Here is a 25,983-nt window from a genome sequence, read left to right on the forward strand (position 1 = left end):
CGCCGCGCACTTGCTGAACCGCCGGCGTTCGCTCACAGCTTCACGTCGCGGCACCCCCGAGGGCCGCGTCCTGCTGGCCAGCGATACCCTGGGCGGATTTGTGGCCGGCGTCGCCGGCCGCGGGCTTCGATGTGTCGGCCTGCGCACCCTCGGAAGCCGCGGGGCCGGGGCGCTTGCCGAAGAACTCGCTGGTGTCGATCACGTTTCCGTCGGTATCACGGACCGTGGCCGCTTCGACCAGCGCAGCGACGGCCAGCCCGCGCCGCACGTCGGCGAAAACGCCGGCTAGCTGATTGTTCTGCGTGAGATACGACACCAGCTGCTGCGGTTCCATGCCGTATTGCCGCGACATCAGCGCCAGTCGTTCGGTGAGATCCTCCTGCCCCACCTGAATGTCCAGATCATCGGCGAGGGCGTCCAGCAGCAGCTGCGTTTTGACCACCCTCTCGGCGGCGGCGCGGGCACCGGCGTCGAACTCCTCGCGCGAAGAGCCCCGGTTGGCCAATGCCTCGGCAAATTTGGCTTCGTCGTGGCCCAGACCGCGCAGGGCGCTGTTCACGGTGTTGTCGACGTGCGCCTGCACCAGTGCCTCGGGTAGCGGCATATCGACCTGCTCCCGCAGCGCATCGAGCGCGGCATCGCGGATCTGCTCTGCCTGCCGGACCCGTTTAACCTGGCGCACCCGGTCGGCCAAACCGGCCCGCAGCTCGGAGATCGTATCGAATTCGCTTGCCAGCTGCGCGAATTCGTCATCAAGTTCCGGAAGTTCACGTTCCTTCACCGACCTGACGGTGACGGTGACTTCGGCTTCCCGACCAGCATGCGGGCCGGCGGAAAATTTGGTGGTGAAAACCCGCGACTCGCCAGCGGACAGACCGACGATCGCCTCGTCGAGGCCCTCGACCAGCCGTCCGGAACCGACCTCGTGCGACAGTCCCTCGGTCGTCGCGTCCGGCACGTCCTCGCCGTCGATGGTGGCGGACAAGTCGATCGAGACGACATCACCGACGGCCGCGGGCCGGTCCACCCCGGCCAATGTGCCAAACCGGGTCCGCAGCGATTGCAATTCGGCCTCGACGTCATCGTCGCTGACCTCGACCGGGTCCACCGTGATCGTCAGTGTGCTGAGGTCCGGCAGCGTAACCTTGGGGCGCACATCGACCTCGGCGGTGAAGACCAGTTCCTGGCCGTACTCCTTTTTGGTCACCTCGATCTGGGGTTCGCCCAGCGGCCGGATGTTTGTGTCGGTCACCGCTTGGCTGTAGCGGCCGGGCAGAGCGTCGCTGACGACTTGGTCGAGCATCGCCTGCCGGCCGATCCGCGCTTCGAGGAGCCTCGCCGGTGCCTTCCCGGGACGAAAGCCGGGCAAGCGCACCTGCTTGGCCAGCTCCTGGTAGGCCCGCTCAAAGTCCGGCTCCAGCTCGGTGAAGGGCACCTCCACATTGATGCGAACCCGGGTGGGGCTCAACTGCTCGACGGTGCTCTTCACGGGTGTGCTCCTTACAATGTCGCTGGCTGTTGTAGCTGGCTGTTGTTGCTGGGGTTGGCCCCGCGCTCGGTAGGCCGGTCGGGGTGACAGGATTTGAACCTGCGGCCTTCCGCTCCCAAAGCGGATGCGCTACCAAGCTGCGCTACACCCCGCGCTGATCTCGCGATCCTACGGCCCGGCTCGCCGCTGCCCGTACCGACCTCAACAGCGAGGTCACGAAGTGGTGTCATTTGGAGTTGATGTCTGCGACGACGTACAGTCGCGCACGAATAAATTCCTGCGGGCGTAGCTCAATGGTAGAGCCCTAGTCTTCCAAACTAGCGACGCGGGTTCGATTCCCGTCGCCCGCTCGAGCTGGGGTCCCGGTTGCGACGCGGTGCCGGGGCAACACTCAAGGAGGCCGGACAAATGGAGCCAGGAGGCACCATGGCCGACGTCGACATCCAGGGCGCGTGCGCGCCGGGCTTCGACAGAGTTCGGGACGCATTCAAGCAGAACTTTGCGGTGCGCAAGGAGATCGGGGCCGCCGTCGCGGCCTGGGTGGACGGAGAACTCGTCGTCAACTTGTGGGGCGGCTCGGCCGATGCCGCCGGGACCCGGCCGTGGCGCGAGGACACGCTGGCTACCGTGCTTTCCGGAACTAAAGGGTTGACAAGCACGTGTGTGCACCAACTGGTCGAGCGCGGCGAGATCGATCTGAATGCGCCGGTGGCGCGCTATTGGCCCGAGTTCGCGCGGGCGGGCAAGGAGGCCATCACCATCGCCATGGTGATGAGCCATCGCTCCGGGGTGATCGGTCCGCGAACGCCGGTGCCCTGGCAGCGCATCGCCGATTGGGATTTCGTCTGCGAACAGCTGGCCGCCGCCGAGCCATGGTGGGCGCCGGGCACCGCGCAGGGCTACCACATGTTCACGTTCGGCTTCATCCTCGGGGAGGTCTTCCGCCGGGTCACCGGGCGCACCATCGGGCAGTACCTGCGCACCGAGATCGCCGAGCCGCTGGGCATCGACGTGCACATCGGCCTGCCCGTCACCGAGCATCACCGCTGCGCGGATCCGATAGGAAAGCCACACGTCCGTGACGTGCTGGCCGCAGCGGGAGCGCCCGCGCACCCGCTCACGCTGGCCGAGCACCCCAAGGCGGGGCTGGCCGTGGCGATGGGGTTCGCCCCCGACGACGAGCTGGGCTCCCACGACCTGAAGCGATGGCGCGAGCTGGAGTTCCCCGCCAACAACGGGCAGGTGTCGGCGCTGGGGATGGCGAGCTTCTACAACGCGCTGGCCCAGGAGAAGCTGTTAAGCCGGCGCCACCTGGAGCTGGTCCGGATGCCGCAGGGTGGCTTTGACACCGACCTGGTGCTCGGTCCCCGGGTCGCTGACCACGGCTGGGGTCTGGGCTACATGCTCAACCAGCGCTGCCTCAACGGGCCCAACCCGCTGATGTTCGGACACGGCGGCCTGGGCGGCTCGTTCGCGTTCGCCGACCTGGAGCACCGGATCGGCTACGCATACGTGATGAACCACTTCGACGCCACCAAAGCCAATGCCGATCCGCGCAGCGTAGCCCTCAGTAACGAGATCTATGCCGCGCTTGGCGTTACCACCAAGACGTGAGTTGCCCGACGTGACCTGGCGGGGCCATCGTCGGGTGTGGCACGGCGGGCCGAGAGGGCGGGCCGTCAGGCGCCGGGCACCGGCGGCGCCCGGTGGGTGCGTTCGTATTCACTGAGAATGTCGATGCGCCGTTGGTGGCGTTCGGCTTGCGACCACGGCGTGCTCAGGAAGGCGTCGACGATGGCCAGCGCCTCCGCAACGGTGTGCATCCGCCCGCCGATCCCGATCAGCTGGGCGTTGTTGTGCTCTCGGGCCAACGCCGCGGTCTGGACACTCCACGCCAGGGCGCACCGGGCCCCGGGAACCTTGTTGGCGGCGATCTGCTCGCCGTTGCCGGACCCACCCAGCACAATGCCCAGGCTGCCCGGGTCGGCCACGGTGCGCGACGCGGTGGCGATGCAAAACGGCGGGTAGTCGTCGTCGGCCTGGTAGCTGAAGGCGCCGCAGTCGATCGGCTCGTGTCCGGATTTCTCCAGGTGCTCGATAATGTGCCGCTTCAGGTCGTAGCCGGCGTGGTCAGAGCCGAGGTAGACGCGCATGCCCGCCATTGTGCCCGACGCCCGACGCCACTCGCTGGCCGTGCCGCGGCGATCAGTCGAATTGCGGCGACTCGGTGCGGGTGCGCTTGAGTTCAAAGAAATGCGGGTAAGAGGCGAAGGCCACCGAGGCGTCCCAGAGCCTGCCGGCCTCCTCGCCGCGCGGGATCTTCGACAACACCGGCCCGAAAAAGGCCACCCCGTTGACGTGGATGGTCGGGGTTCCGACGTCGAGGCCGACCGCGTCCATACCGGCATGGTGGCTGGCCCGCAGCGCCTCGTCATACGCCTCGCTCCCGGCGGCGTCGGCCAGCTCGGCGGGCAACCCCACCTCGGCGAGCGACTGTTTGATGACGTCGCCAAGGTCCTTGTTGCCCTCGTTGTGGATGCGGGCACCCATCGCGGTGTACAGCGGCCGCAGTATCTCCGGGCCGCGCGCCTGCTCGGCGGCAATCGCCACCCGCACCGGTCCCCAGGCCTTCGCCATCAGCTCTTGGTACTCCTCGGGCACCTCGCGACCCTCGTTGAGCACCGCCAAGCTCATGACATGAAAGCGGGTCGTGATATCGCGAACCTTTTCCACCTCAAGAATCCAGCGTGAGGTGATCCAGGCCCACGGGCATACCGGATCGAACCAGAAATCTGCTACCGACTTCTCGGGCATGCGTATCCTCTCTCGTCTCGACGGGGACCGCCTGACACAACCGTAGCCGCGGCAATCCTGTTCCCGAGCCGCCTCGGCCCGATCCCCGGCCGCCTCCTCCGCTGTAAACAGCGCATCTTCGCTTGGCTAAGTTGGACTCGTGGCTCTTCCGAACCTCACCCGCGAACAGGCCGGCGACCGCGCCGCGCTCATCACCGTCGACAACTACCGGATCAGTCTCGATGTGACCGACGGCCGCGGCGGGCCGGGTGAGGGTACCTTCCGGTCCATCACCACGGTGACGTTCGATGCCCTTCCCGGTGCCGACACTTTCATCGACATCGCCGCCGACACCCTGCGCAGTGCGACCCTCAACGGCCGCGAACTCGACATCACCGGCTACGACGAGGCCACCGGCATCGCGCTGAGGGGCCTGGCCGCGCGCAATACCGTGGTCGTGGACGCCGACTGCCGCTACTCCAACACCGGCGAAGGCCTGCACCGCTTCGTCGACCCGGTGGACGGCGAGGTTTACCTGTATTCGCAGTTCGAAACCGCCGACGCCAAGCGGGTGTTCGCCTGCTTCGACCAGCCCGACCTGAAAGCCACGTTCGACGTGACGGTGACCGCGCCCGAGCACTGGCAGGTGATCTCCAACGCGCCCACCACATCCGTCGAACACGGCAGACACACCTTCGCCACCACCGCGCGGATGAGCACGTATCTCGTTGCCCTGATCGCCGGCCCCTACGCCGAATGGGACGACACCTACGCCGACGAGTACGGCGAGATCCCGCTGCGGCTGTTTTGCCGCACCTCGCTGGCCCAGTACCTGGACCCCGAGCGGCTGTTCACCCAGACCAAACAGGGATTCAGCTTCTACCACAAGCACTTCGGCGTACCGTATGCGTTCGGCAAATACGACCAGCTGTTCGTTCCCGAGTTCAACGCCGGCGCGATGGAAAACGCCGGGGCGGTGACATTTGTCGAAGATCTGGTGTTTCGCAGCAAGGTCACCCGCGCGTCCTACGAGCGGCGCGCCGAGACGGTGCTGCACGAGATGGCGCACATGTGGTTCGGCGACCTGGTCACCATGCGCTGGTGGGATGACCTGTGGCTCAACGAGTCGTTCGCCACCTTCGCCTCGGTGCTGTGCCAAAGCGAGGCAACCGAATTCACCGACGCCTGGACCACGTTTGCCAACTCCGAGAAAGCGTGGGCTTATCGCCAGGATCAACTGCCGTCCACACATCCGATCGCCGCCGACATCCCCGACCTGGCCGCTGTCGAAGTGAACTTCGACGGCATCACCTACGCCAAGGGCGCCAGCGTGCTCAAACAGCTGGTGGCCTACGTCGGCCTGGAAAATTTCCTGGCCGGGCTGCGCGACTACTTCCGCGCCCACGCATTCGGCAACGCGACCTTCGATGACTTGCTGGCCGCGCTGGAGAAGGCATCGGGCCGTGACCTGTCCGACTGGGGGCGCCAGTGGCTCAAGACCACCGGCCTCAACACCTTGCGAGCGGATTTCGACGTCGACGCCGATGGGCGATTCACCCGCTTCGCGGTGACCCAGAGCGGTGCCACCCCGGGAGCGGGCGAGACCCGGGTCCATCGGATCGCGATCGGAATCTACGACGACGACGGCGCCGGCAAGCTGGCACGGGTGCACCGCGAAGAACTCGATGTCGTCGGCTCCAGAACGGAAGTACCAGAGCTGCAGGGTATTTCGCGCGGCAAGTTGGTCCTGGTCAACGACGACGACCTGACGTACTGCGCGCTGCGGCTGGACCCTGGCTCGCTACGTACCGCGCTGGAGCGCATCGGGGATATCGCCGAGTCGCTGCCGCGCACGCTGGTGTGGTCGGCGGCCTGGGAGATGACCCGCGAGGCGGAGTTCAAGGCCCGCGATTTCGTCTCACTGGTCTCCCGCGGTGTGGTCGCCGAAACGGATGTGGGGGTGGCCCAGCGGCTACTGCAGCAGGCGCAGACCGCGCTGAATTCTTACGCCGAGCCGGGCTGGGCCCGCTCGCAGGGGTGGCCGGCATTTGCCGACCGGTTGCTGGAGCTGGCCCGCAGCGCCGACCCCGGCTCGGATCACCAGCTGGCTTTTGTCAACGCCCTGTGCTCCTCGGTGCTTTCGGCCCGCCACACCCAGGTGTTGTCGGCGTTGCTGGACACCGACCCGGCCGGGCAGGGGCTGGCGGGTCTGGTGGTCGACACCGACCTGCGTTGGCGGATCGTGATCGCGCTGGCCACGGCCGGGGTCATCGACGCCGAGGGGACCGCGACGCCGGTGATCGACGCCGAAGTTCAGCGCGATCCGACCGCCGCCGGCAAACGACACGCCGCGCAGGCCGCAGCGGCCCGGCCGCAATTCGCGGTCAAAGACACCGCCTGGACGCAGGTGGTCGAGGATGACACCTTGCCCAACGTCGTCGGGCGGTCGATCATCGCCGGGATCACCGCCCCCGGGCAGGGTGAGCTGCTCAAGCCATTCACCTCCCGCTACTTCGAGGCGATCCCGGGTGTGTGGCAGCGCCGATCCAGTGAGGTCGCCCAGACGGTGGTGGTCGGCCTGTATCCCTCCTGGGATATCAGCGAGGACGGCATCGCCGCCGCCGACGAGTTCCTGGCTTCCCCGGAAGTCCCGCCGGCACTGCGCAGGCTGGTGCTGGAGGGCCAGGCGGGCGTTAAGCGGGCGCTGCGGGCCCGCACGTTCGACGCCGCCGGCTAATCCGTGGGCGCAAGCGCCACCGCTGCGGCGGGCAGGGCCGACCGCCCTTGGGGTGCGTGGGGACAAGGAAGCCGGCGATGCGCGCCCACGCGGTGCCAGAAACGTCGGCGCGGTACCAGCGCCGCCGGCCGGGCGGATTTGGGGTTGCGAACTGTTGCGTGTTGAGTGTAATTAAGTGTGCGTAAGTGTGTTTGAATTGGTGTTGTGAATCTGGCGGATTGGGCCGAATCGGTTGGGGTGAACCGGCATACGGCTTATCGCTGGTTTCGGGAGGGAACGCTGCCAGTGCCCGCGGAGCGGGTGGGCCGGCTGATTCTGGTGCGCACGACGCCGGCCGGCGACGGCGCGGCGGACAGTGTGGTGATCTATGCCCGGGTGTCCGGCCATGATCAGCGCGCCGATTTGGATCGCCAGGCGGCCCGGTTGACGGCGTGGGTGATCGAGCGGGATCTGACGGTGGGGCAGGTCGTTACCGAGGTCGGGTCGGGGCTGAACGGCAAACGCCCGAAGCTGCGCCGGATCTTGAGTTCCTAACTGAAGTCAAGCCACTTGGGGGTTCGTAGGCTTGCGTTTAGCGGGCTGGGATGTTAGAGCGCGTGGCGACTCCTGTGACTCCTGGCCCGCCTTTTTGCGGCGCTGGCGCATGAGTTTGTGGCGGACGTGGTCGCGGCGGCGGGGATCGAGTTGGTAGCGCTCTTTGACGATGGCTCGGCCTTCCGATTCGGTGATCGCGGTGCCATCGACGTCGCGCAGTTGGTAGGGCTGCCCGTTGCGCATGCAGGTGGCGATGCGGGTGATCAGCATGGTGGCCAGGTGGCAGATCGCCGAGTCATGGTGGCGGTCCCCGGCCATTAGACGGTGGTACTTCGCGGCAAATTGGGGATCGACTTTGCGCGCCTGATCGGCTGCGGTGTAAAGCATTTCGCGTAGCAGCGGGTCGCCGGCCTTGGTGATCGACGACTCGGTCTTGACCACCCCCGATTGGCTGACTTTCGGGACCAGTCCGGTGTAGGCGCGGATCGCCGCGAGCGAGGTGAACCGGTGCGGATCACCGATCCGGCCGGCGATGACCGCGCTGATGGTGGCTCCGAGGCCGGGCGCGGACGCGACAATCCCCTGCGGGTCGGCCTGGGCGTAGAGGTTTGCGATCCGTTCGTCGATCTCTTTGATCTGACGGGTCAAAAACAGCGCTTGTTCGGCCTCGTGGGCGATGTCGGCGGCCAGTTCGGCGAAGCTCATCTCATCGGTGCCGTCGACATTCCACAGGGCGAGGGTTTCTTTGGCCGCGACGATCAGGCCGGCGGCATGCTCGTCACGCCAGGCGCCACGGGACCGCGTGGCGAGAAACCTGGCCAGCCTGGCCTGGCCGAGCCGGATCACTGCGTGGGGATTGGCGTAGTGCGCCAAAAACTGCAGCGCGGCGTTGCCGTAGTTCGACCCGAGCACCGCATACCAGGACGGTCCCAGCAGCTCGATGAGGGAGTCGAGGCGGGCATAGACCGCGGTGCGGCGCTTGACCATCGTGGAACGCTGCTTGGTGAGCCGCCGCAACGGATCAGCTGGGCCTTGCCCGGTGTAGGGACGCAATCCTTCAGGGTGCAGCAGCGGCAGCCGGGCCAACAGCTCTGAGTCGATCCGGTCGTTCTTGGCGTGCTTGGAGTAGTACTTGCGCAGGTCCGCTGACTGAGTCGTCGGCACCATCACCACCTTCGCGCCGCGCCGGCGAAACCACTTCGCCACCACAATCCAGGCGTTTCTGGTGGGCTCGAGCACCACCGTCAGCTCGCCCGGATCCTCGGCACCCACATCGGCCCACACCCGCTCCAGCTCGTCGGGGCGGGTCAAGAACTTACGGCCCCGCCACACCGTCTTGCCGTCACGGGCCAGCGCCGCCTGATGCGCCGCCCGGACCGCGACGTCGATCCCCAACGTCAATGCCACTGCACAACCCTCCTGCCACAAGCTCTTCCAGATCACCAGGTGACTGAGCGCCACGGCCACGGTCCAGACATTCTCTAAGCAGGAGTCCACACCACGGGCTGGCTCCAAGTTCCCGAACAACAACACCGCACGACCAGACACCAAAGTCCACGGGAGGCCGCTCAAATCTCAGGGATCACCAAATGTCCCAGTCGGACCCTCGGACCTGCCCGTGGACTCACACCGAGGCTAAATGTCGGACCCGGATGCGAAGGTCATTGTTGTGGAGCATCGCGACCGGTTGGCCCGCTTGGGGGTGAAGCATCTGGAGGCGGCGTTGGCTGCGCAGGGGCGGCGGATCGTGGTGGCCGATCCCGGGGAGACCACCGATGATCTGGTGCGCGACATGATCGAGGTCCTCACGTCGATGTGCGCCCGGCTGTGTGGGCGGCGCGGGGCACGGAACCGGGCGATGCGCGCGCTGACGGCCGCTAAACAGGGACCGGGCCAGGCGGCATGATCGTCGGGATGCGCACCCGGGCGCAGGCCGCGAAGGTGGCCGCGGCCACCGGCGGGGCGCATCTGGCGGGTAAGCCGAAACCCGATGGGACGCCGACGTGGTCCCGGTATGTCGATATCGGCGCCGATTTCGAGGCGCACCGGGCGGCGGTGGAGTCGGTGTCAGTGTTGTTCGAGCTGTTCGATGGGGACGCCGAGGGCTACGCCGCGACCGGGTCGCCGGGTGCGCTGTTGCCCACCGGGTGGATTATCACCGCGGCGAAGTTTGAGGTCGAATGGCCCGCCGAGCCGCAGCGGGCCGGGTTGGTGCGCTCGCATTTCGGCGCCCGGCGCAAAGCGTTCAACTGGGGCCTGGCCCAAGTGAAAGCCGACCTGGACGCCAAAGCTGCCGATCCAGGCCATGAGCCGGTGGGCTGGGACCTGGGTTCGTTGCGGTGGGCGTGGAACCGCGCCAAAGACACGGTCGCGCCGTGGTGGGCTGAGAATTCCAAAGAGGCCTACTCCTCAGGGCTGGCCGATCTGGCGCGGGCGCTGCAGAACTGGTCGGCCAGCCGCAACGGCACACGGCGAGGTCGCCGTGTGGGCTTTCCGCGTCTCAAATCCGCGCGCCGCGACGCCGGTCGGGTGCGTTTCACCACCGGAACCATGCGAGTCGAGGACGATCGGCGCACCATCACCGTGCCCGTGATCGGGCCGCTGCGATCCAAGGAGAACACCCGCCGGGTGCAACGGCATGTCGCTTCCGGGCGGGCCCGCATTCTGAACGTGACGCTGTCGCAGCGGTGGGGCCGGTTGTTCGTCTCGATCGGCTACGCGCTGCGCACACCGGCCACCGCGACCACGGTGGCCTCGCCGACCGTGGTCGCCGGCATCGACCTCGGGGTGCGCACTTTGGCCACCGTCGCCACCCTCGACACCGCCACCGGCGAGCAGACCATTACCGAGTATCCAAATCCGGTCCCGCTGAAAGCCACCCTGGCGGCGCGGCGGCGGGCCGGGCGTGAACTTTCCCGCCGCATCCGCGGATCGCGCGGCCACCGGGCAGCGAAAGCCAAGCTGACCCGCCTGGATCGCCGGTGCGTGCACCTGCGGCGGCAAGCCGCCCATCGGCTCACCACCGAGCTGGCCGGCGGCTATGGCCACATCGTGATCGAAGACCTCGACGTGGCCGCCATGAAACGCAGCATGGGCCGACGCGCCTACCGGCGCGCCGTCTGCGATGCGGCGATGGGTTCGATCAGGCCGATGCTGGCCTACAAAACCGCCCGCCACGGCGCGGTGCTCACCGTGGCGGATCGCTGGTTCCCATCCAGCCAGATCCATCACGGCTGCGCCCAACCCGACGGCACCGCGTGCCGGCTGATCGGCAAAGGGCGCATCGACAAGCTGCTGGTGTGTCCGCGCACCGGCGACGTCGTCGACCGCGATCGCAACGCCGCGCTTAATCTCCGTGACTGGCCGGATCACGCCAGTTGTGGTCCAGTCGGGACCACGGCCCCACCGGTACCCGGGCCAACCGCATCGGTTGGCACAGGCCATGGCGCGGACACCGGAACATCCGGTGCCGGCGGAGCATCCGTAAGACCCCGCCCACGCGGGGCCGGATGCGGAGAGGCCAAAACCCAAACCCCGCAAGGGGACACCGCATGAGCGTGCAACTCAAACACACTCAACGGCAACGGTTACATGACCGTCGATGGTGATCGGATGGGCGCAACGGCCGCCGGGTCGGGTTCCCGCGGTTCAACAAGCCGCACGGTTGGGGCGGCATCACCGCCCGGATGACGCGGGAACCGACGTTCACGCCGCACCCGCGGCCTGAACCAACAATCGCCCGAGAAGGGCGGAGCCGAACCTCAACCCAGTTGTTCGACACGCTTTAGGGTGGGGAAATGCCGGCGCTAAGCACACGGATCGCGCTGATCAGCCCATCCATCAGGTTGCCCTGCCGAAATGCCGACGCCGCAGCCGCTACGCCAAGCGGTGCCGCCGATTCGGCGCCGCGTCCCCGTACGCCCGAACCGTAGACCACCTCGATTGCGTGCTGGTTCGGCGAGACCGCTAGCAGCACAGCATCGTTGGGTGTCGGCACCCTAGCCAGGATCTCGCGGGCCCGCGAGGCGGTGTCATCACCCAGGTCGCCAATGTAGACGGCAAAACGCGCCTTAGACGCTCGCGAGCCATACGTCAGCGCATCGTCTAACGCGACGAGATCCTTGATGGGGAACGGGTAGCGCAGCGACAGTTCTCCGGGCTCGGTGACCCCGGAGATGCGCCCGCTGCTGGTGATGACCCAACCGTTGGGCAGTGCGGCGGGCTCGACCGTCGCGACCTCACCACGTGCCACTGGCGCCACCTCCCACGCTGAACTCCCCGGTGCCATGCCCGTGGTGGCGGTCGCTCACCCGCTCATCGGTCGCCGCCCACAAGATCGGCGGATGCGTCCACGGCTCGGACATCTTGTAGGTCGCCGGGTGGGGTCCCTTACGGGACCAGATCAGCGCCGCCAACACGGCCACCAGCAGCAGGGGGATTCCCACAAAGAGCAGGTGAATCTCCATCAAGCTCACGACGCAAACCGTATCCCATCGGCAAAGGACCGGCGCGCCGGGGCTCCAGCGCCCGGTGTGGCAGGTCAAGCCCTGCTCAAGCGCCCTACGCCGCCCCTTCGCCGAGGTAGCGCGCCCATGACGGATCCAGCTCCTTAACCGTCGACAACAGCCGCCAATGCTGGCCCCGGGGCGGCAACGGCGTTCGCCGTAGTGTCCAGCCCAGTTCGGCCAACAATCTGTCACCCTTGCGGTGGTTGCACGTCGAGCAGGATGCGACGCAGTTCTCCCAGGAGTGGTCGCCGCCGCGGCTGCGCGGAACCACATGGTCGACGGTGTCGGCCTTGGCCCCGCAGTACACGCACGAGAACCGGTCGCGGTGCATCAGCGCGGCCCGGGTCAATGGGACCCGAGCGCGGTAGGGCACCCTGACGTAGCTGCGCAGCCGGATCACCGACGGCACCACGATCGCCCTCGTGGCTGAGTGGACGACTCGCCCCGAGGAATCATCGTGCACCACATCGACTTTGCCGCAGATCAGCATCACGATCGCCCGCCGCACGGGCAACGCGGTCAGCGGCTCATAGGTGGAGTTCAACAACAGCACCCGGCGGCGATTCCACAGCGACCCGCCTTCGTAGTGGGTCGGCGGCGAAACGTCGACGCTGTGCAGACATGACGCAGTCGCCGGCCCGGTTAAGGCCGCCGCCGCACCGGAACTCCGGTGGTTGCGGCGGTTGTCGCGCTGCGCCATAGGTCCTCCGCCGAACAGTCCACCATGACTTGGCACCGACTGCATGCCAAATCGGGGTGTGTGCGCGATGTCGATCCGGTGAACAGCGGGTGCTAGGGCTCCGTAGACATGCGCCGCAAAGCACTATAGTGCGCGAGCATATGGAGGATTTGCCGGTTCCCCCTGGCGATGACGCTGCCATCGAGCGTTATCGGCAGACGGCGCTGAACCCGCTGGTCCCGCGCCGCGCCTCGGAGGAGCTGCTCGCCGCGATGAACCGCCTGGTCGAGGCGACAACCCCGGATCCGCGCTTGCCCGGCCCGCTGAACTTCTCACGGACCAGACCGCTGGCGTTGGGGATCAAACGGGCCATCGAGGAGGCGTTGGCCGAGCGGGATGCGGCCGACCGCGCCGAGCCGCGGCGGCGCGAGTTGCCGGAGCGGGTCGGCGGCGCACTGTCGGCCATGACCGGCTGCATCAGCCGGATGCAAGAGCTGGAACGCACCAGATCCGGGATCGAAACAGCCGCGCGCGCCCAAGGCTTCGCCGTTAGCGCCGACGGCACGGTCAGCCTTGGCGAAGAGCATAGGCGCGCCGGCGCGATCGGCGACGACCTCGGCAGGCAACGCGCCCGTTACGAACACCAGATGATGTCGGTGCAGGCCGAGATGATGCAGGTGCAAGAGCGCGCAGTGACCGCCATTCGGGAACGCCTGGGAGCCGACGAACCCGGCATACCCTGGGTCATCCTCGAATGCGCCCGCGGCGGATTCGATCTGAGCGCCACGTTCGAGTCTGGTGCACGGCTGCCGGCGTCTCCGCTGCGAGACCTGATGGAGCGGCTTGCTGCCGACACTGCGCGTGCCAAGGCGGCGGTTTGGCCCCAGCCACGGCCGAAAAGCTTTCCGGAGTGACGCTGGTGACCGTGAAACGAGGCTGCGGCCCGCCAGCCGCGCCAAGGTCTGCTTCCCTAAGAGAAGAGTTGTGTTGTCTTCCCCGGGGTCACGGTCCGGCGCGGTCAGCCCGGCTGCGCGGTGCCAACCCGCGCGGTCACGAACACGGCGCATCTCACCGGCGCCCGCCCCTGGCGGCGTCCACCTCCGCTGATGGCCCACAGTGGGAGGGCCACAATGGGAGGGATGGAGCAACCACCACAGTCCTTCTACGACGCCGTCGGCGGCGCCGAGACCTTCCATGCGATCGTCTCGCGCTTTTACCAACTGGTCGCCGAGGACGAAATACTGCGCCGGGTGTACCCCGAAGACGACCTGGCCGGAGCCGAGGAACGCTTGCGGATGTTTCTCGAGCAGTATTGGGGTGGTCCGCGAACATACTCCGAGCGCCGCGGCCATCCCCGGCTGCGGATGCGTCACGCGCCATTCCGGATTTCGCCGATCGAGCGCGACGCGTGGCTGCGGTGCATGCACACCGCGGTGGCGTCAATCGACTCGCGCACGCTCGATGACGCGCACCGCAAGCAGCTGCTCGACTACCTGGAGATGGCCGCCCATTCCCTGGTCAACGCGCCGTTTTAGGGTGTGCGTCGGTGGCTGACCGGACCGCTTCCGCCGGTGCGCAGGGCCCCGCGGGCTCCGCCTCCTCGAGCGCGCACGCTCATCGACCCCAGCCGTGGTGGTCGCGCGCGGTGTTCTACCAGGTGTATCCCCGCTCCTTCGCCGACAGCAACGGCGACGGGGTGGGCGATCTGGACGGGGTGGTGACCCACCTTGACTACCTGCAGGCGCTCGGTGTCGACGCCATCTGGCTCAACCCCGTCACGGTCTCACCGATGGCCGACCACGGCTACGACGTCGCCGATCCGCGCGACGTCGACCCGCTCTTCGGCGGCATGGCCGCCTTTGACCGGCTGATTGCCGCGGCCCACCAATGCGGCATTAAAATCATCATGGACGTGGTGCCCAACCACACCAGCTCACAGCACCCGTGGTTTCAGGAGGCGCTGCGCGCCGGTCCGGGCAGCGCCGCCCGGGATCGTTACCTCTTTCGCGACGGCCGGGGTCCTGACGGGCGGTTGGCCCCGAATAACTGGGTTTCAGTGTTCGGCGGGCCGGCCTGGACTCGGATCACCGAACCGGACGGCCGGCCCGGCCAGTGGTATCTGCACCTGTTCGATGCCGAGCAGCCAGACCTGAACTGGGACAACCCCGAGGTTTTCGAGGATTTCGAGAAGACGCTGCGGTTCTGGCTGGACCGCGGCGTCGACGGTTTTCGCATCGACGTCGCGCACGGTATGGCCAAGCCGCCGGGCCTGCCGGACATGGACACCGTCGAGAACGAGCTGCTGCGGGACGACGATGACGATCCCCGGTTTGACCACCCGAATGTGCATGCGATTCACCGTGACATCCGCCGGGTCGTCGACGACTATCCCGGCGTGGTGACCATCGGCGAGGTGTGGGTGCACGACAACGCCCGCTGGGCCCGCTATCTGCGTCCCGACGAGCTGCACCTGGGTTTCAACTTCCGGTTGGCGCGGGCCCGGTTTGACGCCGTACAGCTCCGCGACGCTATCGAGAACACGCTGGCGGCCGCGGCGATCGAGGGTGCCGCGCCCACCTGGACGCTGGCCAACCACGACGTCGGCCGGGAGGTGACCCGCTACGGCGGCGGGCGGGTCGGGCTGGCACGTGCGCGAGCGATGGCGTTGGTGTTGCTCGCCCTGCCGGGCGCGGCGTTCCTCTACAACGGCGAAGAGCTGGGCCTGCCCGACGTGGAGTTGCCCGACGACGCGCTGCAGGATCCCAGGTGGCGGCGCTCCGGATACACCGAACGCGGCCGTGACCGCTGCCGGGTTCCGCTGCCCTGGTCGGGGGAGGCGCCGCCGTTCGGGTTCTCCTCAGCCGCGAACACCTGGCTGCCGATGCCCCCGCACTGGGCGGCGCTGACCGTCGAAAAACAGCTCACCAATGCCGGCTCGACGCTGTCGTTATTCCGCAGGGCACTCGAATTACGCAGGGAGCGTCCTGAATTAGCGAGCGCTGAGCTCGAGTGGCTGGCCGGGCCTCGCGGCGCGCTGATGTTTCGGCGCGGCGGGCTGATCTGCGTGCTCAACGCCGGAACACGTTCGCTGACGCTGCCGGACGGGCGGCTGATTTTGTCCAGCGCGTCGTTGGTTGGTGGTCGGTTGCCGTCGAATGCCGCGGCCTGGCTGGTGTGAGAACGTAGCGCGTCCTCTGGGGTAGCAAAAGGTGAATTGACCGGCGCGGGAGCCGTAGTAGCCGTTATCGACAGCTCAGGAAGGGGTTGCGATGTTCGTCGATACCGGATTGCACGCTGGGTGCCGATGGCTCGCGCCACGCGGGCTTGCACGCCGACGACAGTGCTAATCGGCTGGCGCGGACCTCGCCGGTTCAGGGATGTTCGGGGACTTCGCCGGCTCCGGGGCGGTTCTGAGAACGACGGCCCCTGAGGAAACTCGTTGCCGCGCTTCTGTCGGGACCCACCCCAGCATTGTGCCCAGCCGTGGCACGACCCCGATGAAGGATAAGAATGCCCGTCGCTGACAGCAAACGAGCGATCACCTTGCGCTGGGCTATGAGCCGCCCTCACCGAGACGCAGAAATCCGCCGACCGGTGCATCTCGGCTCTCGATCACGACCTCGAAGTGGTCGATGCCGAGATTGGTGAAGCGCTCGCCGACGACGAAGATCACGATACCCTTTGCGAGGAAGCCGTTTACGTCACCCAAGCTTGTGCTGGCTCAGCTAGATCATAGCCGCAACTCCTATTCGGGCACGCTGCAGGGCGCGCTGGTGCTGTTGGGTTGCCCAGGAACCGACTTGGCGCGCAACGCCGCTGACTTCCATCTTGACGGCGGCCACGTGTATGTCGGCGACGCCTCCACCGACCCCGTCAGCTGGATCGACGAATCCGGCCACTTGCCCAGTTGGGTTAACGATGCTTTGGGTCACCCCATCGGGTCATTGGCGAGATTGGGCACCGACCCTGCAAGCGATCAGTTTGGTTCCATCCGCTTCCGCGCCGAGGTGCCCGGCTCAGATGGGATCCACGGAGCCGATCACTCGCACTACTATCATCCACGTAGCGAATCGCTAGCAGCCATGCGCGATATCGCCTCCGGGCACAGCGAAAGACTAGCCGGCGATCATCTGCTTGCCGCACACCGCCTGCAACCACATTTGGTCACTCCTGACCACGTCAACATTCCGGAGCTAGGGCGGGTGCGATATCACATATCGATGTCGCGATACCCTGCGCGCCGACTGCCATTGACCCGGAGTGGGGCCGCATGCCTGCTTCCATCGTTGGCAACCATTAACGGCTACGGCCGATTTCAGCGTAAAGGTCGCCCATTTTCGGCTCTTCTGACGCTTCCGTGGGCCGGTTGTTGATGTAAGGGGCGCACGTCGTTGTGGCTTAAGGTTTCTGGCTTGTGAAAGGTCAGGAACCAAAGGAGCCAACAACGACGTGCGCAATGTGAGGCTATGGCGTGCGCTGCTGGGTGTCGACCAGCGCACCGTGATCGAAGACATCGAGTTCGAGGAGTTCGGGCAGGAAGACGCCGACGGCGACACGCTGGTGGTGGCGCGGGTGCGGCCGCGAAGTGGTGTTTCGCGCCGTTGTGGCCGCTGCGGTCGCAGGGCGCCCTGGTATGACCGGGGTGAGGGTCGGCGCCGGTGGCGGGGCCTGGATTGGGGCACGATGCAGGTGGTGCTGGAGGCCGATGCGCCGCGGGTGAACTGCCCCGCCCATGGGCCTACGGTGGTGGCGGTGCCATGGGCGCGCCACCATGCCGGGCACACTTTGGCCTTTGATGACACGGTGGCCTGGCTGGCGGTGGCGTGCTCGAAAACCGCGGTGTGCGAGTTGATGCGGGTCGCCTGGCGCACCGTAGGGGCGATCGTGGCGAGGGTGTGGGCCGACACGGAGAAGAGGATCGACCGGTTTGCGGGTCTGCGTCGGATCGGCATCGATGAGATCTCCTATAAGCGTCACCACAAGTACCTCACGGTGGTGGTTGACCACGACAGCGGCCGGCTGGTGTGGGCCGCCCCGGGCCGCGACACCAAGACGCTGCGGCGGTTTTTCGACGCTCTGGGCGCCCAGCGGTGCGCGCTGATCACCCATGTGTCCGCCGATGCGGCGGACTGGATTGCCGATGTGGTCGCCGAGCGCTGCCCGGGCGCGATCCGCTGCGCAGATCCGTTTCATGTGCTGGCCTGGGCCGCCGAGGCGCTGGATGCCGAGCGGCGCCGGGCCTGGAACGACGCGCGAGCGATCGCGCGCGGCGAGCCCAAATGGGGCCGTGGTCGCCCCGGCAGGAACACCGCGCCGCGGCCGGGTCATGAACGGGCACGGCGGCTCAAAGCCGCCCGCTATGCGCTGTGGAAAAACCCCGAGGACCTCACCGAACGCCAGAGCGCCAAGCTGGCCTGGATCGCCAAGACCGACACCCGGCTCTACCGCGCGTACCTGCTCAAAGAGGGCCTGCGGCATGTGTTTTCGGTCAAAGGCCAGGACGGCAAAGACGCCCTCGACAAGTGGATCTACTGGGCGCGGCGCTGCCGCATCCCGGTCTTCGTCGAGCTGGCCGGCCGCATCAAACGCCACCGCGAGGCCATCGACGCCGCCCTCGACCACGGCCTGTCCCAAGGATTGATCGAATCCACCAACACCAAGATCCGCCTGCTCACCCGCATCGCATTCGGATTCCACAACCCCGCCGCGCTGATCGCCCTGGCCATGCTCGCCCTCGGCGGGCACCGCCCCACCCTGCCCGGCCGCGGCTAACACCCCTCCACCAGGGCACCCCTCGGGTTTCCCCTCTCAGACGTCGCCGATTCTGCGCTACCCGCTCGTCGGTGTCCATGTCGTTCCGCCTCGCTGCGCTCGGGGGCTCCACATGGACACCTCCCACCCGGGCAGCGCTACAGGCAACTATCGCGGAAGCGAGCACAAACGAATTCAACCATCAGATCACGGCCCCGAATCGGCCCCACCCACCCACGGATACGTCAGGAGGGCCCCATTTTCTGGCGCTGATTGCGGCGTCGCCGTCGCTACAGCCCACCTGCAAGGCGTTGCCGCCGGATTCGCGTTCGACTCATGCAACGACCAAGGCGGGCCAAGTCCGGAGTGGTGGTGTATGAGTTCGCTCGATGCGTGACCCTTCGGGTGGGAGTTTAGGCCATCAATGCCGGCGTGGTGGTGCCGGACTGGTCATCGACCGGTTGGTCGGTGGTGGCCAGCACTGCGCGGGATCGGGTGAGCACGTCGAGGCCAAGGTAGCGGCGGCCTTCGATCCATTCGTCGTGCTGTTCAGCTAACACCGCGCCGACGAGGCGGATGATCGCACTGCGATCGGGGAAGATGCCCACCACGTCGGTTCGGCGCCGGATCTCTTTGTTGAGCCGCTCCTGGGGATTATTCGACCAAATCTGGCGCCAGATCTGTTTGGGGAAGGCGGTGAACGCCAGCAGCTCGGCGCGGGCGGCATCAAGGTGCTCAGCCACTTTCGGCAGCTTGCCACTCAGCGCGTCGAGTACTCGATCATACTGAGCTGCAACAGATTCCGCGTCAGGCTGGTCGAAGATCGAGTGCAGCAGGGTGCGCACCCACGGCCAGGACGATTTCGGGGTGACGGTCATCAGGTTGACCGCGTAATGGGTGCGGCAGCGCTGCCAGGCCGCTCCGGGCAAGGTGGCGCCAATGGCCTCGACCAGCCCGGGATGGGCGTCACTGGTGACCAGGGCCACCCCGGACAGCCCGCGAGCCACCAGGTCGCGGAAGAACGCCAACCAGCCCGCTGCATCCTCGGCGGAGGTGACCTGCACGCCCAGGATTTCGCGGTAGCCCTCGGCGTTGACGCCGGTGGCGATCAGGGTGTGCACCCCGACCACCCGCCCGCCCTCGCGCACCTTGAGCACCAGGGCGTCCGCGGCCACAAACGTGTAGGGGCCGGCATCCAGTGGGCGGGTGCGAAACGCCTCCACCGCCTCATCGAGCTCGGCAGCCATGACCGAGACCTGCGATTTAGAAAGGCTTGTCACGCCGAGGGATTCGACGAGGCGCTCCATGCGCCGGGTGGACACACCGAGCAGATAGCAGGTCGCCACCACACTGGTCAGCGCCCGCTCGGCCCGCTTGCGCCGCTCCAGCAGCCAGTCCGGGAAATAGCTCCCCCGGCGCAACTTGGGAATTGCCAGCTTGATCGTGCCGACGCGGGTATCGAAATCCCGAGGCCGATACCCGTTGCGCCGATTGGTGCGACCCGGACTACGTTGCCCATAGCCAGCGCTGCACACCGCGTCGGCCTCCGCGCCCATCAGGGCCTGAATAAACGTCGACAACAGCGCCCGCAGCAAATCCGGGCTCGCCGTGGCGAGTTGCTCCTCCAACAGCTTCTCAACATCGATAGGGTGGTGGTTGGTCATCGCGTTGTTCTCCTTCGGGTGACTTGATCCGTCGTTTCGAAGGATCACGCGATGACCGCCCTCTACTGGGCTGCGACACACCCGCTAATCAGCGGGTCGTACACCACCTCCCTGGACGCAACTCCAAGGGCGACCCACCCTCTATGGGGTCACTGCAACTGGTGTTCGACCTACCGGCGGACACCAATAGCGATGCCTATTTTCAGAAAATCGCGTCAGCGATGAAGGCAGTTGGCTGGAGCGCCAATACGCGGCCAGTTCGGCGCGATAAGGTTGGACAAAGGCGGCATAACCACCGAAATTTCCCCGCTGGCAGACAATCCCGGCAAGGAACGCATCAACATTTACGGGGAATGCCGCAACATGACCGGCCATCACCATGACGGTAAAGCCAACCCCACCGATTCACTGGCGAAGTCCTCTGACAAGCTCCGCCCTGGTCGAGTCAGTGATTATGGTTGTGACGCCGACACGATGAGGTCGCCATCAATCACGAGCCGTGCGGAGGTGACCCCGACCACTGCCTGATCCAGCAGCGACACCGGCGGGCCATGAGAACTGCTGTGCTCTTCGGCTAGCTGATCGGCCAGCTGGGTTTCGGCGATGCTTCGACGAAGGCTCGGCGTTGACCGAGCGCACCTGATAGCCCAGCACCAACCGTTTCACCTATATGGCCACTTGCAGCTTCGAATCGGCTAGCCGCAGTTGATCTTTGTAGGTGACTCGCACATTGGCAATCAGTTGCCGATGGTAGTGATATCGGCGCCGAAGGGTTCCCGCAGAAACGGGACGCGGGCCTCTTTGAGGATCGTGGCCATCGTCGCGTGATTGATGTGCTGATACATGTCGACGTCCGACCAGCGCACCGGGACGGGTGCGACGAGCCCACGTGCTCACAAGGACGACCCTCGCCCGCCGACACACGAGATGACAGCGCTCACGCCGCGGGCCCTCGCCCGCTGGTGCGCGTCATACGGCGGATCTGTCGCGCAGCGACCGATAATGTCGCCAGGTCTTTCTGACCACTTTCGTAGATCTCGGTGAGCGTGCGCCGTGCCCGCTCCACCCGGGAGGCGTTGATGTGCTCCCACTCCGCGATTTTTTCTTCGCCGCTCTCATCCGGCTCCCCCACGGCGAGCACGTCGAAACACAGCGACCGCAGCGAGGCATAGATATCGTCGCGAAGTGCCAAGCGCGCCAGCGAATGCCAACGGTCATCGCGAGGCAGCTCCGACACCGCGGTCAACAGCCCGTCGGCTCCCAGGTGGTCCATCAGCGCGAAATAGGTATCGGCGACCTCGGCGGCGTCGATATCGGCGATATCACCGATGTCGATGATATCGAGCAAACTGTAGCGGTAGAGCCCGACGGCGACCAGATATGCCAGATCCTCCGGAGCGCCTTGCCTGGTGAATTCGCGTGCCTCCTTTTCGACGATCGCCTTGTCGTCACCCCGCAACCACTGCGACATGCGCGGAGTCAACGCTTTGACCTTGCCCGCGAATCGGTTGATCTCGGCACCGACCGCCAGGGGCTGCGGACGGTAGTTGAGCAACCAGCGGCCGGCCCGGTCGATCAGCCGTCGGGTATCCAGCGTCATCCGGTCGGAGACCGCGACCGGCATGTCGACCGCTCGGATGCGCCGCCACAGCTCCCCCACCCCGAAAATCGCGTCGGTGGCAACATAGGTGCGCACGGCGTCAACCGGCTTGACCCCGACGTCTTCGGCGATCCGAAAGGCGTAGGTGATGCCGCAGGTGTTCACCAGATCGTTGACCAGCATGGTGGTGACGATTTCGCGGCGCAGCTGATGCGAGCGGATCTCCGGACCGAAACGCTCTCGCAGCGGCGAGGGAAAATACCGGGGCAACCGCGACGCGAAAACATCCTGATCCGGTAAGTCGGTGGCCAGCAGCTGGTCCTTGAGCGCCAACTTGACGTGGGCCATCAGCGTGGCCAGCTCGGGCGAGGTGAGGCCGATCCCGGCCTCGGCTCGGCGGCGAATCTCCTTGTCCGACGGCAGGCCCTCGAGTTGGCGGTTGAGCCCGCGCTCGGCCACCAACTCCTTGATCTGGCGCTCGTGGACGGGCAGCAGACTCTTCGCGTTGGCCCGGCTGACGCCCAGCACATCATTCTGATCGGCATTGTCGGCCAGCACCAGCTCGGCGACCTCGTCGGTCATCGACTCCAGCAGCGGGGCTCGGTCCTCGGGCCGGATCTTGCCCGCGGTGATCAGCGAGTCGATCAGGATTTTGATGTTGACCTCGTGGTCGGAGCAGTCCACGCCGGCGGAGTTGTCCAGCGCATCGGTGTTGATCCGGCCTCCGCACAGGTCGAACTCGACCCGGCCCAGCGCCGTCACACCCAGGTTGCCGCCTTCAACGATCACCTTGGCGCGCACCTGATTTGCGTTGACCCGCACGGTATCGTTGGCCCGGTCGCCGACGTCGGCGTCGGACTCGGTTTCCGCCTTGATGTAGGTGCCGATGCCGCCGTTGTAGAGCAGATCCACCGGCGCCTGCAGGATCGCCCGAATCAGGTTTGGCGGGGTCATCTCGCTGACCTGGTCCTTGATGCCGAGGGCGGCCCGCACCTGCGCGCTGATCGGGATCGCCTTGTGCTCGCGGCTGTACACCCCGCCACCGTCGCTGATCAACGACTTGTCGTAGTCCTCCCAGCTGGAGCGGGGTAGTCCGAACATCCGTTTGCGTTCCTGCCAGGAGACCGCGGGATCGGGATTGGGGTCGAGGAAAATGTGCCGATGATCGAACGCGGCGAGCAGCCGGATGTGGTTGGAAAGCAGCATGCCGTTGCCGAACACATCGCCGCTCATGTCGCCGATGCCGACGACGGTGAAATCCTCGCGCTGGGGGTCGACACCCATTTCCCGGAAGTGCCGTTTGACCGCCTCCCAGGCGCCTCGTGCGGTGATACCCATCGCCTTGTGGTCATAACCCACCGACCCGCCGGAGGCGAAGGCGTCACCCAGCCAGAATCCGTAGGATTTGGCGACGTCGTTGGCGATGTCGGAGAACGTGGCGGTGCCCTTGTCGGCGGCCACCACCAGGTAGGCGTCATCGCCGTCGCGGCGCACCACCTCGGGTGGGGCGCTGACCTTCCCGGTGGCATGGTCGACGTTGTCGGTGACATCCAGCAGCCCAGAGATGAACAACCGATAGCAGGCGACGCCTTCGTTGCGAACGGCCTCGCGGTCGGCCGCCGGGTCATCGGTGGGCGGTGGCGGCCGTTTGACGATGAACCCGCCTTTCGCGCCGACCGGCACGATGACGGCGTTTTTAACCTCTTGGGCCTTGGCCAGGCCGAGGATTTCGGTACGGTAGTCTTCCCGGCGGTCCGACCAGCGCAGGCCACCGCGCGCCACCCGGCCGAATCGCAGGTGCACGCCTTCGACCCGCGGCGAGTAGACGAAAATCTCGAACTTGGGGCGCGGCAGGGGGAGCTCATCGATTAGCTGCGCGTTGAGCTTCAGTGCCAGCACATTCTGTGCACGAGCCGAATTCTCCCGTGTCACAAAGTAATTCGTTCTCAGGGTGGCCTGAATCAGCGAAGCGAATGCGCGTAGCACCCGGTCGGTGTCCAAACTCACCAGCGCGTCGATGTCCGCGGCCACCGCCGCAGCAGCCGCTTGCGCGTTGCGCCGCTTCGGCGAAGCCGAACGGTCCGGGTCGAACAGTGCCTCGAACAAGGCCACCAGTGACCGTGCGGTACGCGGGTTTTCATTAAGAATCGACTCGATATGCGACTGGCTGTAGGGGAAACCGGCCTGCCGCAGATATTTCGCGTAGGCGCGCAGCAGCATCACCTGCTGCCAAGTTAAATCGGCGCGCAGCACCAGCTCGTTGAACCGGTCGACTTCGATGCGGCCCTCCCAGATCGCGGTGACCGCGTCGGCGAAACGGCCTGCGGTCGCTTCCCGCTCCGGCCCCGGGGGCGCCAGCGGAACGCCGGCCTGTGGCGTGATCTTGAACTGGTAGATCCACACCGGCAATCCGTCGGGCCGGGTCACGCTGAACGGCCGCTCTTCCAATACCACTACACCCATGGACTGCAGCATCGGGAGCAGCTGGCTCAGCGAGGCCGTTTGCCCGCCCAGGTACCAGGTCAGTCGGGCGGTCTCACCATAGTCGTGGTCGGATAACACCAACTTCACCGAATCATGGCCGAGCTCTTGGATGATGGCGATGTCGTCGATGGCATCGGCCGGGGTGACGGCCTGCTTGTAGGCCTCGGAGAAGGCCGCCGCATAGTGCTCGGCCACGAGCTGGCCGATGGCGGCGCCGGCCGCCCCGATCAGCCGGTCCGACCAGGTTCGGGTGGCTTCGGTCAGTAACGCCTGGATACGGATCCGGTTGGCTTCCGAGGTGTCGACCGGCCCCGAACCTTCCGGCAGCTGGACCATGAAATGCAGCAGTGCCCAGGGTGATTCGGTGACGCGAGCGGTGAATTCCAGGCTGACCCCCCCGAACTCGCGCACCAGGATCTCTTCGATCTGCAAGCGAACGGCCGTGGTGTAGCGATCACGGGGCAAATACACCAGGCACGAGACGAAGTGCTCGAGCTTGTCGGCTCGCAGAAATAACAGTGTGCGCCGCTGCGATCCCAGATCCACCACAGCCTTCGCCATCTCCAGCAGCTGCTGCGCGCCCAGCGCGAAAAGCTCCGAGCGGGGCACGGTCTGGATGACGTCAAGCAGCAGCTGCGCCGGGTGGCCGGGGTCGGCTAATGCGAGCGCCTCACGAACCCGGCGCGAGATTATCGGGATTTCCAGAACGTCGGCGTTGACCGCGGCGACGGTGAAAAGCCCGATGAGGCGGTGCTCGAAGACGCCGCCGTCGGCGATTTCGCGGACCGCGACGACATAGGGGTATGCCCCGAAGCGCAAGTAGCTGGACGCGGTGGTCTGCGCCAGCCCCAGCAGCCTGGTGTCATCGGTCAGCCGGGGGCGGGACGCTTTGCGGCTCCGCAGCACGCCGAGGCTGGTGGTGGCCTCCGCACCCGAGACCCGTCCGTCGCGCACCGGGCAGCGCTGGTAGCCCAGCAGCAGGAAATGCCCGTCGGCCAGCCAGCGCAACAGCGCGGCCACCTCCAGGCGGTCGGGGCCGGCGTAGCGACCGTCCGGATCGGTTTCGAGATCTCCGGTCAATTCCTTGACGGTGCTGATCATCGCCGCCGAGTCCGCGGCGACCCGCTGGACGTCGGCGAGAACGCCGGGCAGTAGGCGTTCGACCTGCGCGAGGGCATCGCGGTCGACGTCCGGGGAGAGCTGGACGTGGATCCAGGCCTCCGCAACCGTTCCCGCTGCGCCGCCGGCCGTCGGCTGGACGCCGAGCAATTCTCCGTCAGGGCTGCGGCGGACGCCGAACACCGGGTTCATGATGCCCGTGTAGGCGACCCCAACCCGGTGCAGCAGCACCGTCACCGCGTCCATGAGCATGTCGCCGTGGTCGGTGACGACCTGCAGCGCGGGTCCAAAGCCGCCCGGGTCGTCGGCCGGGTAGACCGCCACCCGGCTCTCCCCGGCGGGCCGGTGTTGGGCCAAGCGGTAGTGCGCGCGCAGCAGGGCCGGCGCCACGGGCGCGGTAGGTACCGACTGGCCGGGCTCGGGGGGCGGCCGCTCGGACTCGTCGCGGCGCGAACCGCAATAGGCATCGCGGTAGGCCTGGGACACCCATCCCGGAATGTCTTCGGTGCGGGTGAGCGCGGTCCACTCAACCGCTGCCTTAAGGCCGCTCCGGCCCGGCGGCGACGCTGGCTGTGCAGCAGCCGGGCAATCCGCCCCGGCCCCCGGATCCACCGTCATGCAGCCT

At 66.6% G+C, this 25,983-nt stretch carries 17 protein-coding genes, 2 tRNA genes and 4 pseudogenes; 11 read left to right on the forward strand and 12 right to left on the reverse strand.

Annotated elements, in window-relative coordinates:
• Positions 1 to 40: 40 nt before the first annotated feature.
• A complete protein-coding gene (tig, locus tag MSM1_RS02095; protein ID WP_213439971.1) occupies positions 41 to 1,489 on the reverse strand; it encodes a trigger factor in 1,449 nt (482 codons plus the stop codon).
• A 78-nt stretch (positions 1,490 to 1,567) separates the two neighbouring features.
• A tRNA-Pro gene (locus MSM1_RS02100) sits at positions 1,568 to 1,641 on the reverse strand.
• Between the two features lie 127 nt (positions 1,642 to 1,768).
• Here MSM1_RS02100 and MSM1_RS02105 point away from each other — a divergent pair.
• A tRNA-Gly gene (locus MSM1_RS02105) sits at positions 1,769 to 1,839 on the forward strand.
• A 76-nt stretch (positions 1,840 to 1,915) separates the two neighbouring features.
• A complete protein-coding gene (locus tag MSM1_RS02110) occupies positions 1,916 to 3,103 on the forward strand; it encodes a serine hydrolase domain-containing protein (RefSeq protein ID WP_213439972.1) in 1,188 nt (395 codons plus the stop codon).
• A gap of 65 nt (positions 3,104 to 3,168) precedes the next feature.
• On the opposite strand, the gene MSM1_RS02115 is transcribed toward MSM1_RS02110, so the two are convergent.
• Both MSM1_RS02115 and MSM1_RS02120 read right to left on the reverse strand, forming a co-directional pair.
• Entirely contained in the window at positions 3,169 to 3,642 is a 474-nt protein-coding gene (locus MSM1_RS02115) for a ribose-5-phosphate isomerase (protein ID WP_213439973.1), read from the reverse strand.
• Between the two features lie 52 nt (positions 3,643 to 3,694).
• Positions 3,695 to 4,303 carry a DsbA family protein gene (locus MSM1_RS02120; RefSeq protein WP_213439974.1) on the reverse strand — a complete coding sequence of 203 codons (609 nt, stop codon included), beginning with the start codon at positions 4,301 to 4,303 and terminating at the stop codon, positions 3,695 to 3,697.
• Between the two features lie 139 nt (positions 4,304 to 4,442).
• On the opposite strand from MSM1_RS02120, the gene pepN reads away from it, so the two are divergent.
• Both pepN and MSM1_RS02130 read left to right on the forward strand, forming a co-directional pair.
• Positions 4,443 to 7,019 carry an aminopeptidase N gene (pepN, locus tag MSM1_RS02125; RefSeq protein WP_213439975.1) on the forward strand — a complete coding sequence of 859 codons (2,577 nt, stop codon included), beginning with the start codon at positions 4,443 to 4,445 and terminating at the stop codon, positions 7,017 to 7,019.
• Between the two features lie 204 nt (positions 7,020 to 7,223).
• Positions 7,224 to 7,547, forward strand: a pseudogene (locus tag MSM1_RS02130) (recombinase family protein); the annotation flags it as partial.
• Between the two features lie 12 nt (positions 7,548 to 7,559).
• On the opposite strand, the gene MSM1_RS02135 reads toward MSM1_RS02130, so the two are convergent.
• Positions 7,560 to 8,960, reverse strand: a complete 1,401-nt coding sequence (locus tag MSM1_RS02135) for an IS110 family transposase (RefSeq protein WP_213441286.1) — start codon at positions 8,958 to 8,960, stop codon at positions 7,560 to 7,562.
• 232 nt (positions 8,961 to 9,192) lie between these two features.
• On the opposite strand from MSM1_RS02135, the pseudogene MSM1_RS02140 reads away from it, so the two are divergent.
• Together MSM1_RS02140 and tnpB are read left to right on the forward strand one after the other, a co-directional pair.
• A pseudogene (locus tag MSM1_RS02140) lies at positions 9,193 to 9,459 on the forward strand (recombinase family protein); the annotation flags it as partial.
• Complete coding sequence (gene tnpB, locus MSM1_RS02145) at positions 9,456 to 11,108, forward strand: IS607 family element RNA-guided endonuclease TnpB (protein WP_213439976.1); 1,653 nt, start codon at positions 9,456 to 9,458, stop codon at positions 11,106 to 11,108. The pseudogene MSM1_RS02140 and the gene tnpB, both read left to right, overlap by 4 nt.
• A 229-nt stretch (positions 11,109 to 11,337) precedes the next feature.
• Here the strand turns inward: tnpB and MSM1_RS02150 are convergent, their stop codons facing one another.
• The 3 genes from MSM1_RS02150 to MSM1_RS02160 form a co-directional block, all read right to left on the reverse strand.
• Complete coding sequence (locus tag MSM1_RS02150; protein WP_213439977.1) at positions 11,338 to 11,805, reverse strand: DUF5130 domain-containing protein; 468 nt, start codon at positions 11,803 to 11,805, stop codon at positions 11,338 to 11,340.
• Entirely contained in the window at positions 11,792 to 12,019 is a 228-nt protein-coding gene (locus MSM1_RS02155; RefSeq protein ID WP_213441288.1) for a hypothetical protein, read from the reverse strand. Before MSM1_RS02155 ends, MSM1_RS02150 begins: the two co-directional genes overlap by 14 nt.
• A 94-nt stretch (positions 12,020 to 12,113) precedes the next feature.
• Positions 12,114 to 12,761, reverse strand: a complete 648-nt coding sequence (locus MSM1_RS02160; protein ID WP_213439978.1) for an HNH endonuclease — start codon at positions 12,759 to 12,761, stop codon at positions 12,114 to 12,116.
• 128 nt (positions 12,762 to 12,889) lie between these two features.
• Between MSM1_RS02160 and MSM1_RS02165 the strand changes: the two genes are divergently transcribed.
• The 5 genes from MSM1_RS02165 (at position 12,890) to MSM1_RS02180 (ending at position 18,512) form a co-directional block, all read left to right on the forward strand.
• On the forward strand, positions 12,890 to 13,654 hold the full coding sequence (locus MSM1_RS02165) for a hypothetical protein (RefSeq protein ID WP_213439979.1): 765 nt from the start codon (positions 12,890 to 12,892) through the stop codon (positions 13,652 to 13,654).
• A 225-nt stretch (positions 13,655 to 13,879) separates the two neighbouring features.
• Positions 13,880 to 14,275: a globin gene (locus MSM1_RS02170; protein ID WP_213439980.1), complete on the forward strand. Its 396-nt coding sequence runs from the start codon at positions 13,880 to 13,882 to the stop codon at positions 14,273 to 14,275.
• Positions 14,276 to 14,385: 110 nt separating this feature from the next.
• Positions 14,386 to 15,918, forward strand: a complete 1,533-nt coding sequence (locus MSM1_RS02175) for a glycoside hydrolase family 13 protein (RefSeq protein ID WP_307857329.1) — start codon at positions 14,386 to 14,388, stop codon at positions 15,916 to 15,918.
• A gap of 420 nt (positions 15,919 to 16,338) precedes the next feature.
• Positions 16,339 to 16,476, forward strand: a complete 138-nt coding sequence (locus MSM1_RS22850) for a hypothetical protein (RefSeq protein ID WP_374101683.1) — start codon at positions 16,339 to 16,341, stop codon at positions 16,474 to 16,476.
• A 713-nt stretch (positions 16,477 to 17,189) separates the two neighbouring features.
• On the forward strand, positions 17,190 to 18,512 hold the full coding sequence (locus MSM1_RS02180) for an ISL3 family transposase (RefSeq protein ID WP_213439982.1): 1,323 nt from the start codon (positions 17,190 to 17,192) through the stop codon (positions 18,510 to 18,512).
• A gap of 392 nt (positions 18,513 to 18,904) precedes the next feature.
• Here MSM1_RS02180 and MSM1_RS02185 read toward each other — a convergent pair whose 3' ends face one another.
• From MSM1_RS02185 to MSM1_RS02195, 4 genes and pseudogenes are all read right to left on the reverse strand, one after another.
• On the reverse strand, positions 18,905 to 20,155 hold the full coding sequence (locus MSM1_RS02185; RefSeq protein WP_213441289.1) for an IS256 family transposase: 1,251 nt from the start codon (positions 20,153 to 20,155) through the stop codon (positions 18,905 to 18,907).
• Between the two features lie 500 nt (positions 20,156 to 20,655).
• Positions 20,656 to 20,748 (reverse strand): annotated as a pseudogene (locus MSM1_RS21420) (hypothetical protein); the annotation flags it as partial.
• A 13-nt stretch (positions 20,749 to 20,761) separates the two neighbouring features.
• Positions 20,762 to 21,000, reverse strand: a pseudogene (locus MSM1_RS02190) (acyl-CoA thioesterase); the annotation flags it as partial.
• A gap of 92 nt (positions 21,001 to 21,092) precedes the next feature.
• On the reverse strand, positions 21,093 to 25,976 hold the full coding sequence (locus tag MSM1_RS02195; protein WP_213439983.1) for an NAD-glutamate dehydrogenase: 4,884 nt from the start codon (positions 25,974 to 25,976) through the stop codon (positions 21,093 to 21,095).
• Positions 25,977 to 25,983: the final 7 nt, after the last annotated feature.

Origin of the sequence: Mycobacterium sp. SM1 (assembly GCF_018361265.1) — a bacterium.
Lineage (GTDB): Bacteria > Actinomycetota > Actinomycetes > Mycobacteriales > Mycobacteriaceae > Mycobacterium.

What these genes read in the sequence shown, in the direction of transcription:
- MSM1_RS02110 (WP_213439972.1), top strand. Translation starts at nt 1,916, where the DNA reads ATGGCCGACGTCGACATCCAGGGCGCGTGCGCGCCGGGCTTCGACAGA.
- MSM1_RS02115 (WP_213439973.1), bottom strand. Translation starts at nt 3,642, where the DNA reads ATGCGCGTCTACCTCGGCTCTGACCACGCCGGCTACGACCTGAAGCGG.
- MSM1_RS02120 (WP_213439974.1), bottom strand. Translation starts at nt 4,303, where the DNA reads ATGCCCGAGAAGTCGGTAGCAGATTTCTGGTTCGATCCGGTATGCCCG.
- tnpB (WP_213439976.1), top strand. Translation starts at nt 9,456, where the DNA reads ATGATCGTCGGGATGCGCACCCGGGCGCAGGCCGCGAAGGTGGCCGCG.
- MSM1_RS02155 (WP_213441288.1), bottom strand. Translation starts at nt 12,019, where the DNA reads ATGGAGATTCACCTGCTCTTTGTGGGAATCCCCCTGCTGCTGGTGGCC.
- MSM1_RS02160 (WP_213439978.1), bottom strand. Translation starts at nt 12,761, where the DNA reads ATGGCGCAGCGCGACAACCGCCGCAACCACCGGAGTTCCGGTGCGGCG.
- MSM1_RS02170 (WP_213439980.1), top strand. Translation starts at nt 13,880, where the DNA reads ATGGAGCAACCACCACAGTCCTTCTACGACGCCGTCGGCGGCGCCGAG.
- MSM1_RS02185 (WP_213441289.1), bottom strand. Translation starts at nt 20,155, where the DNA reads ATGACCAACCACCACCCTATCGATGTTGAGAAGCTGTTGGAGGAGCAA.
- MSM1_RS02195 (WP_213439983.1), bottom strand. Translation starts at nt 25,976, where the DNA reads ATGACGGTGGATCCGGGGGCCGGGGCGGATTGCCCGGCTGCTGCACAG.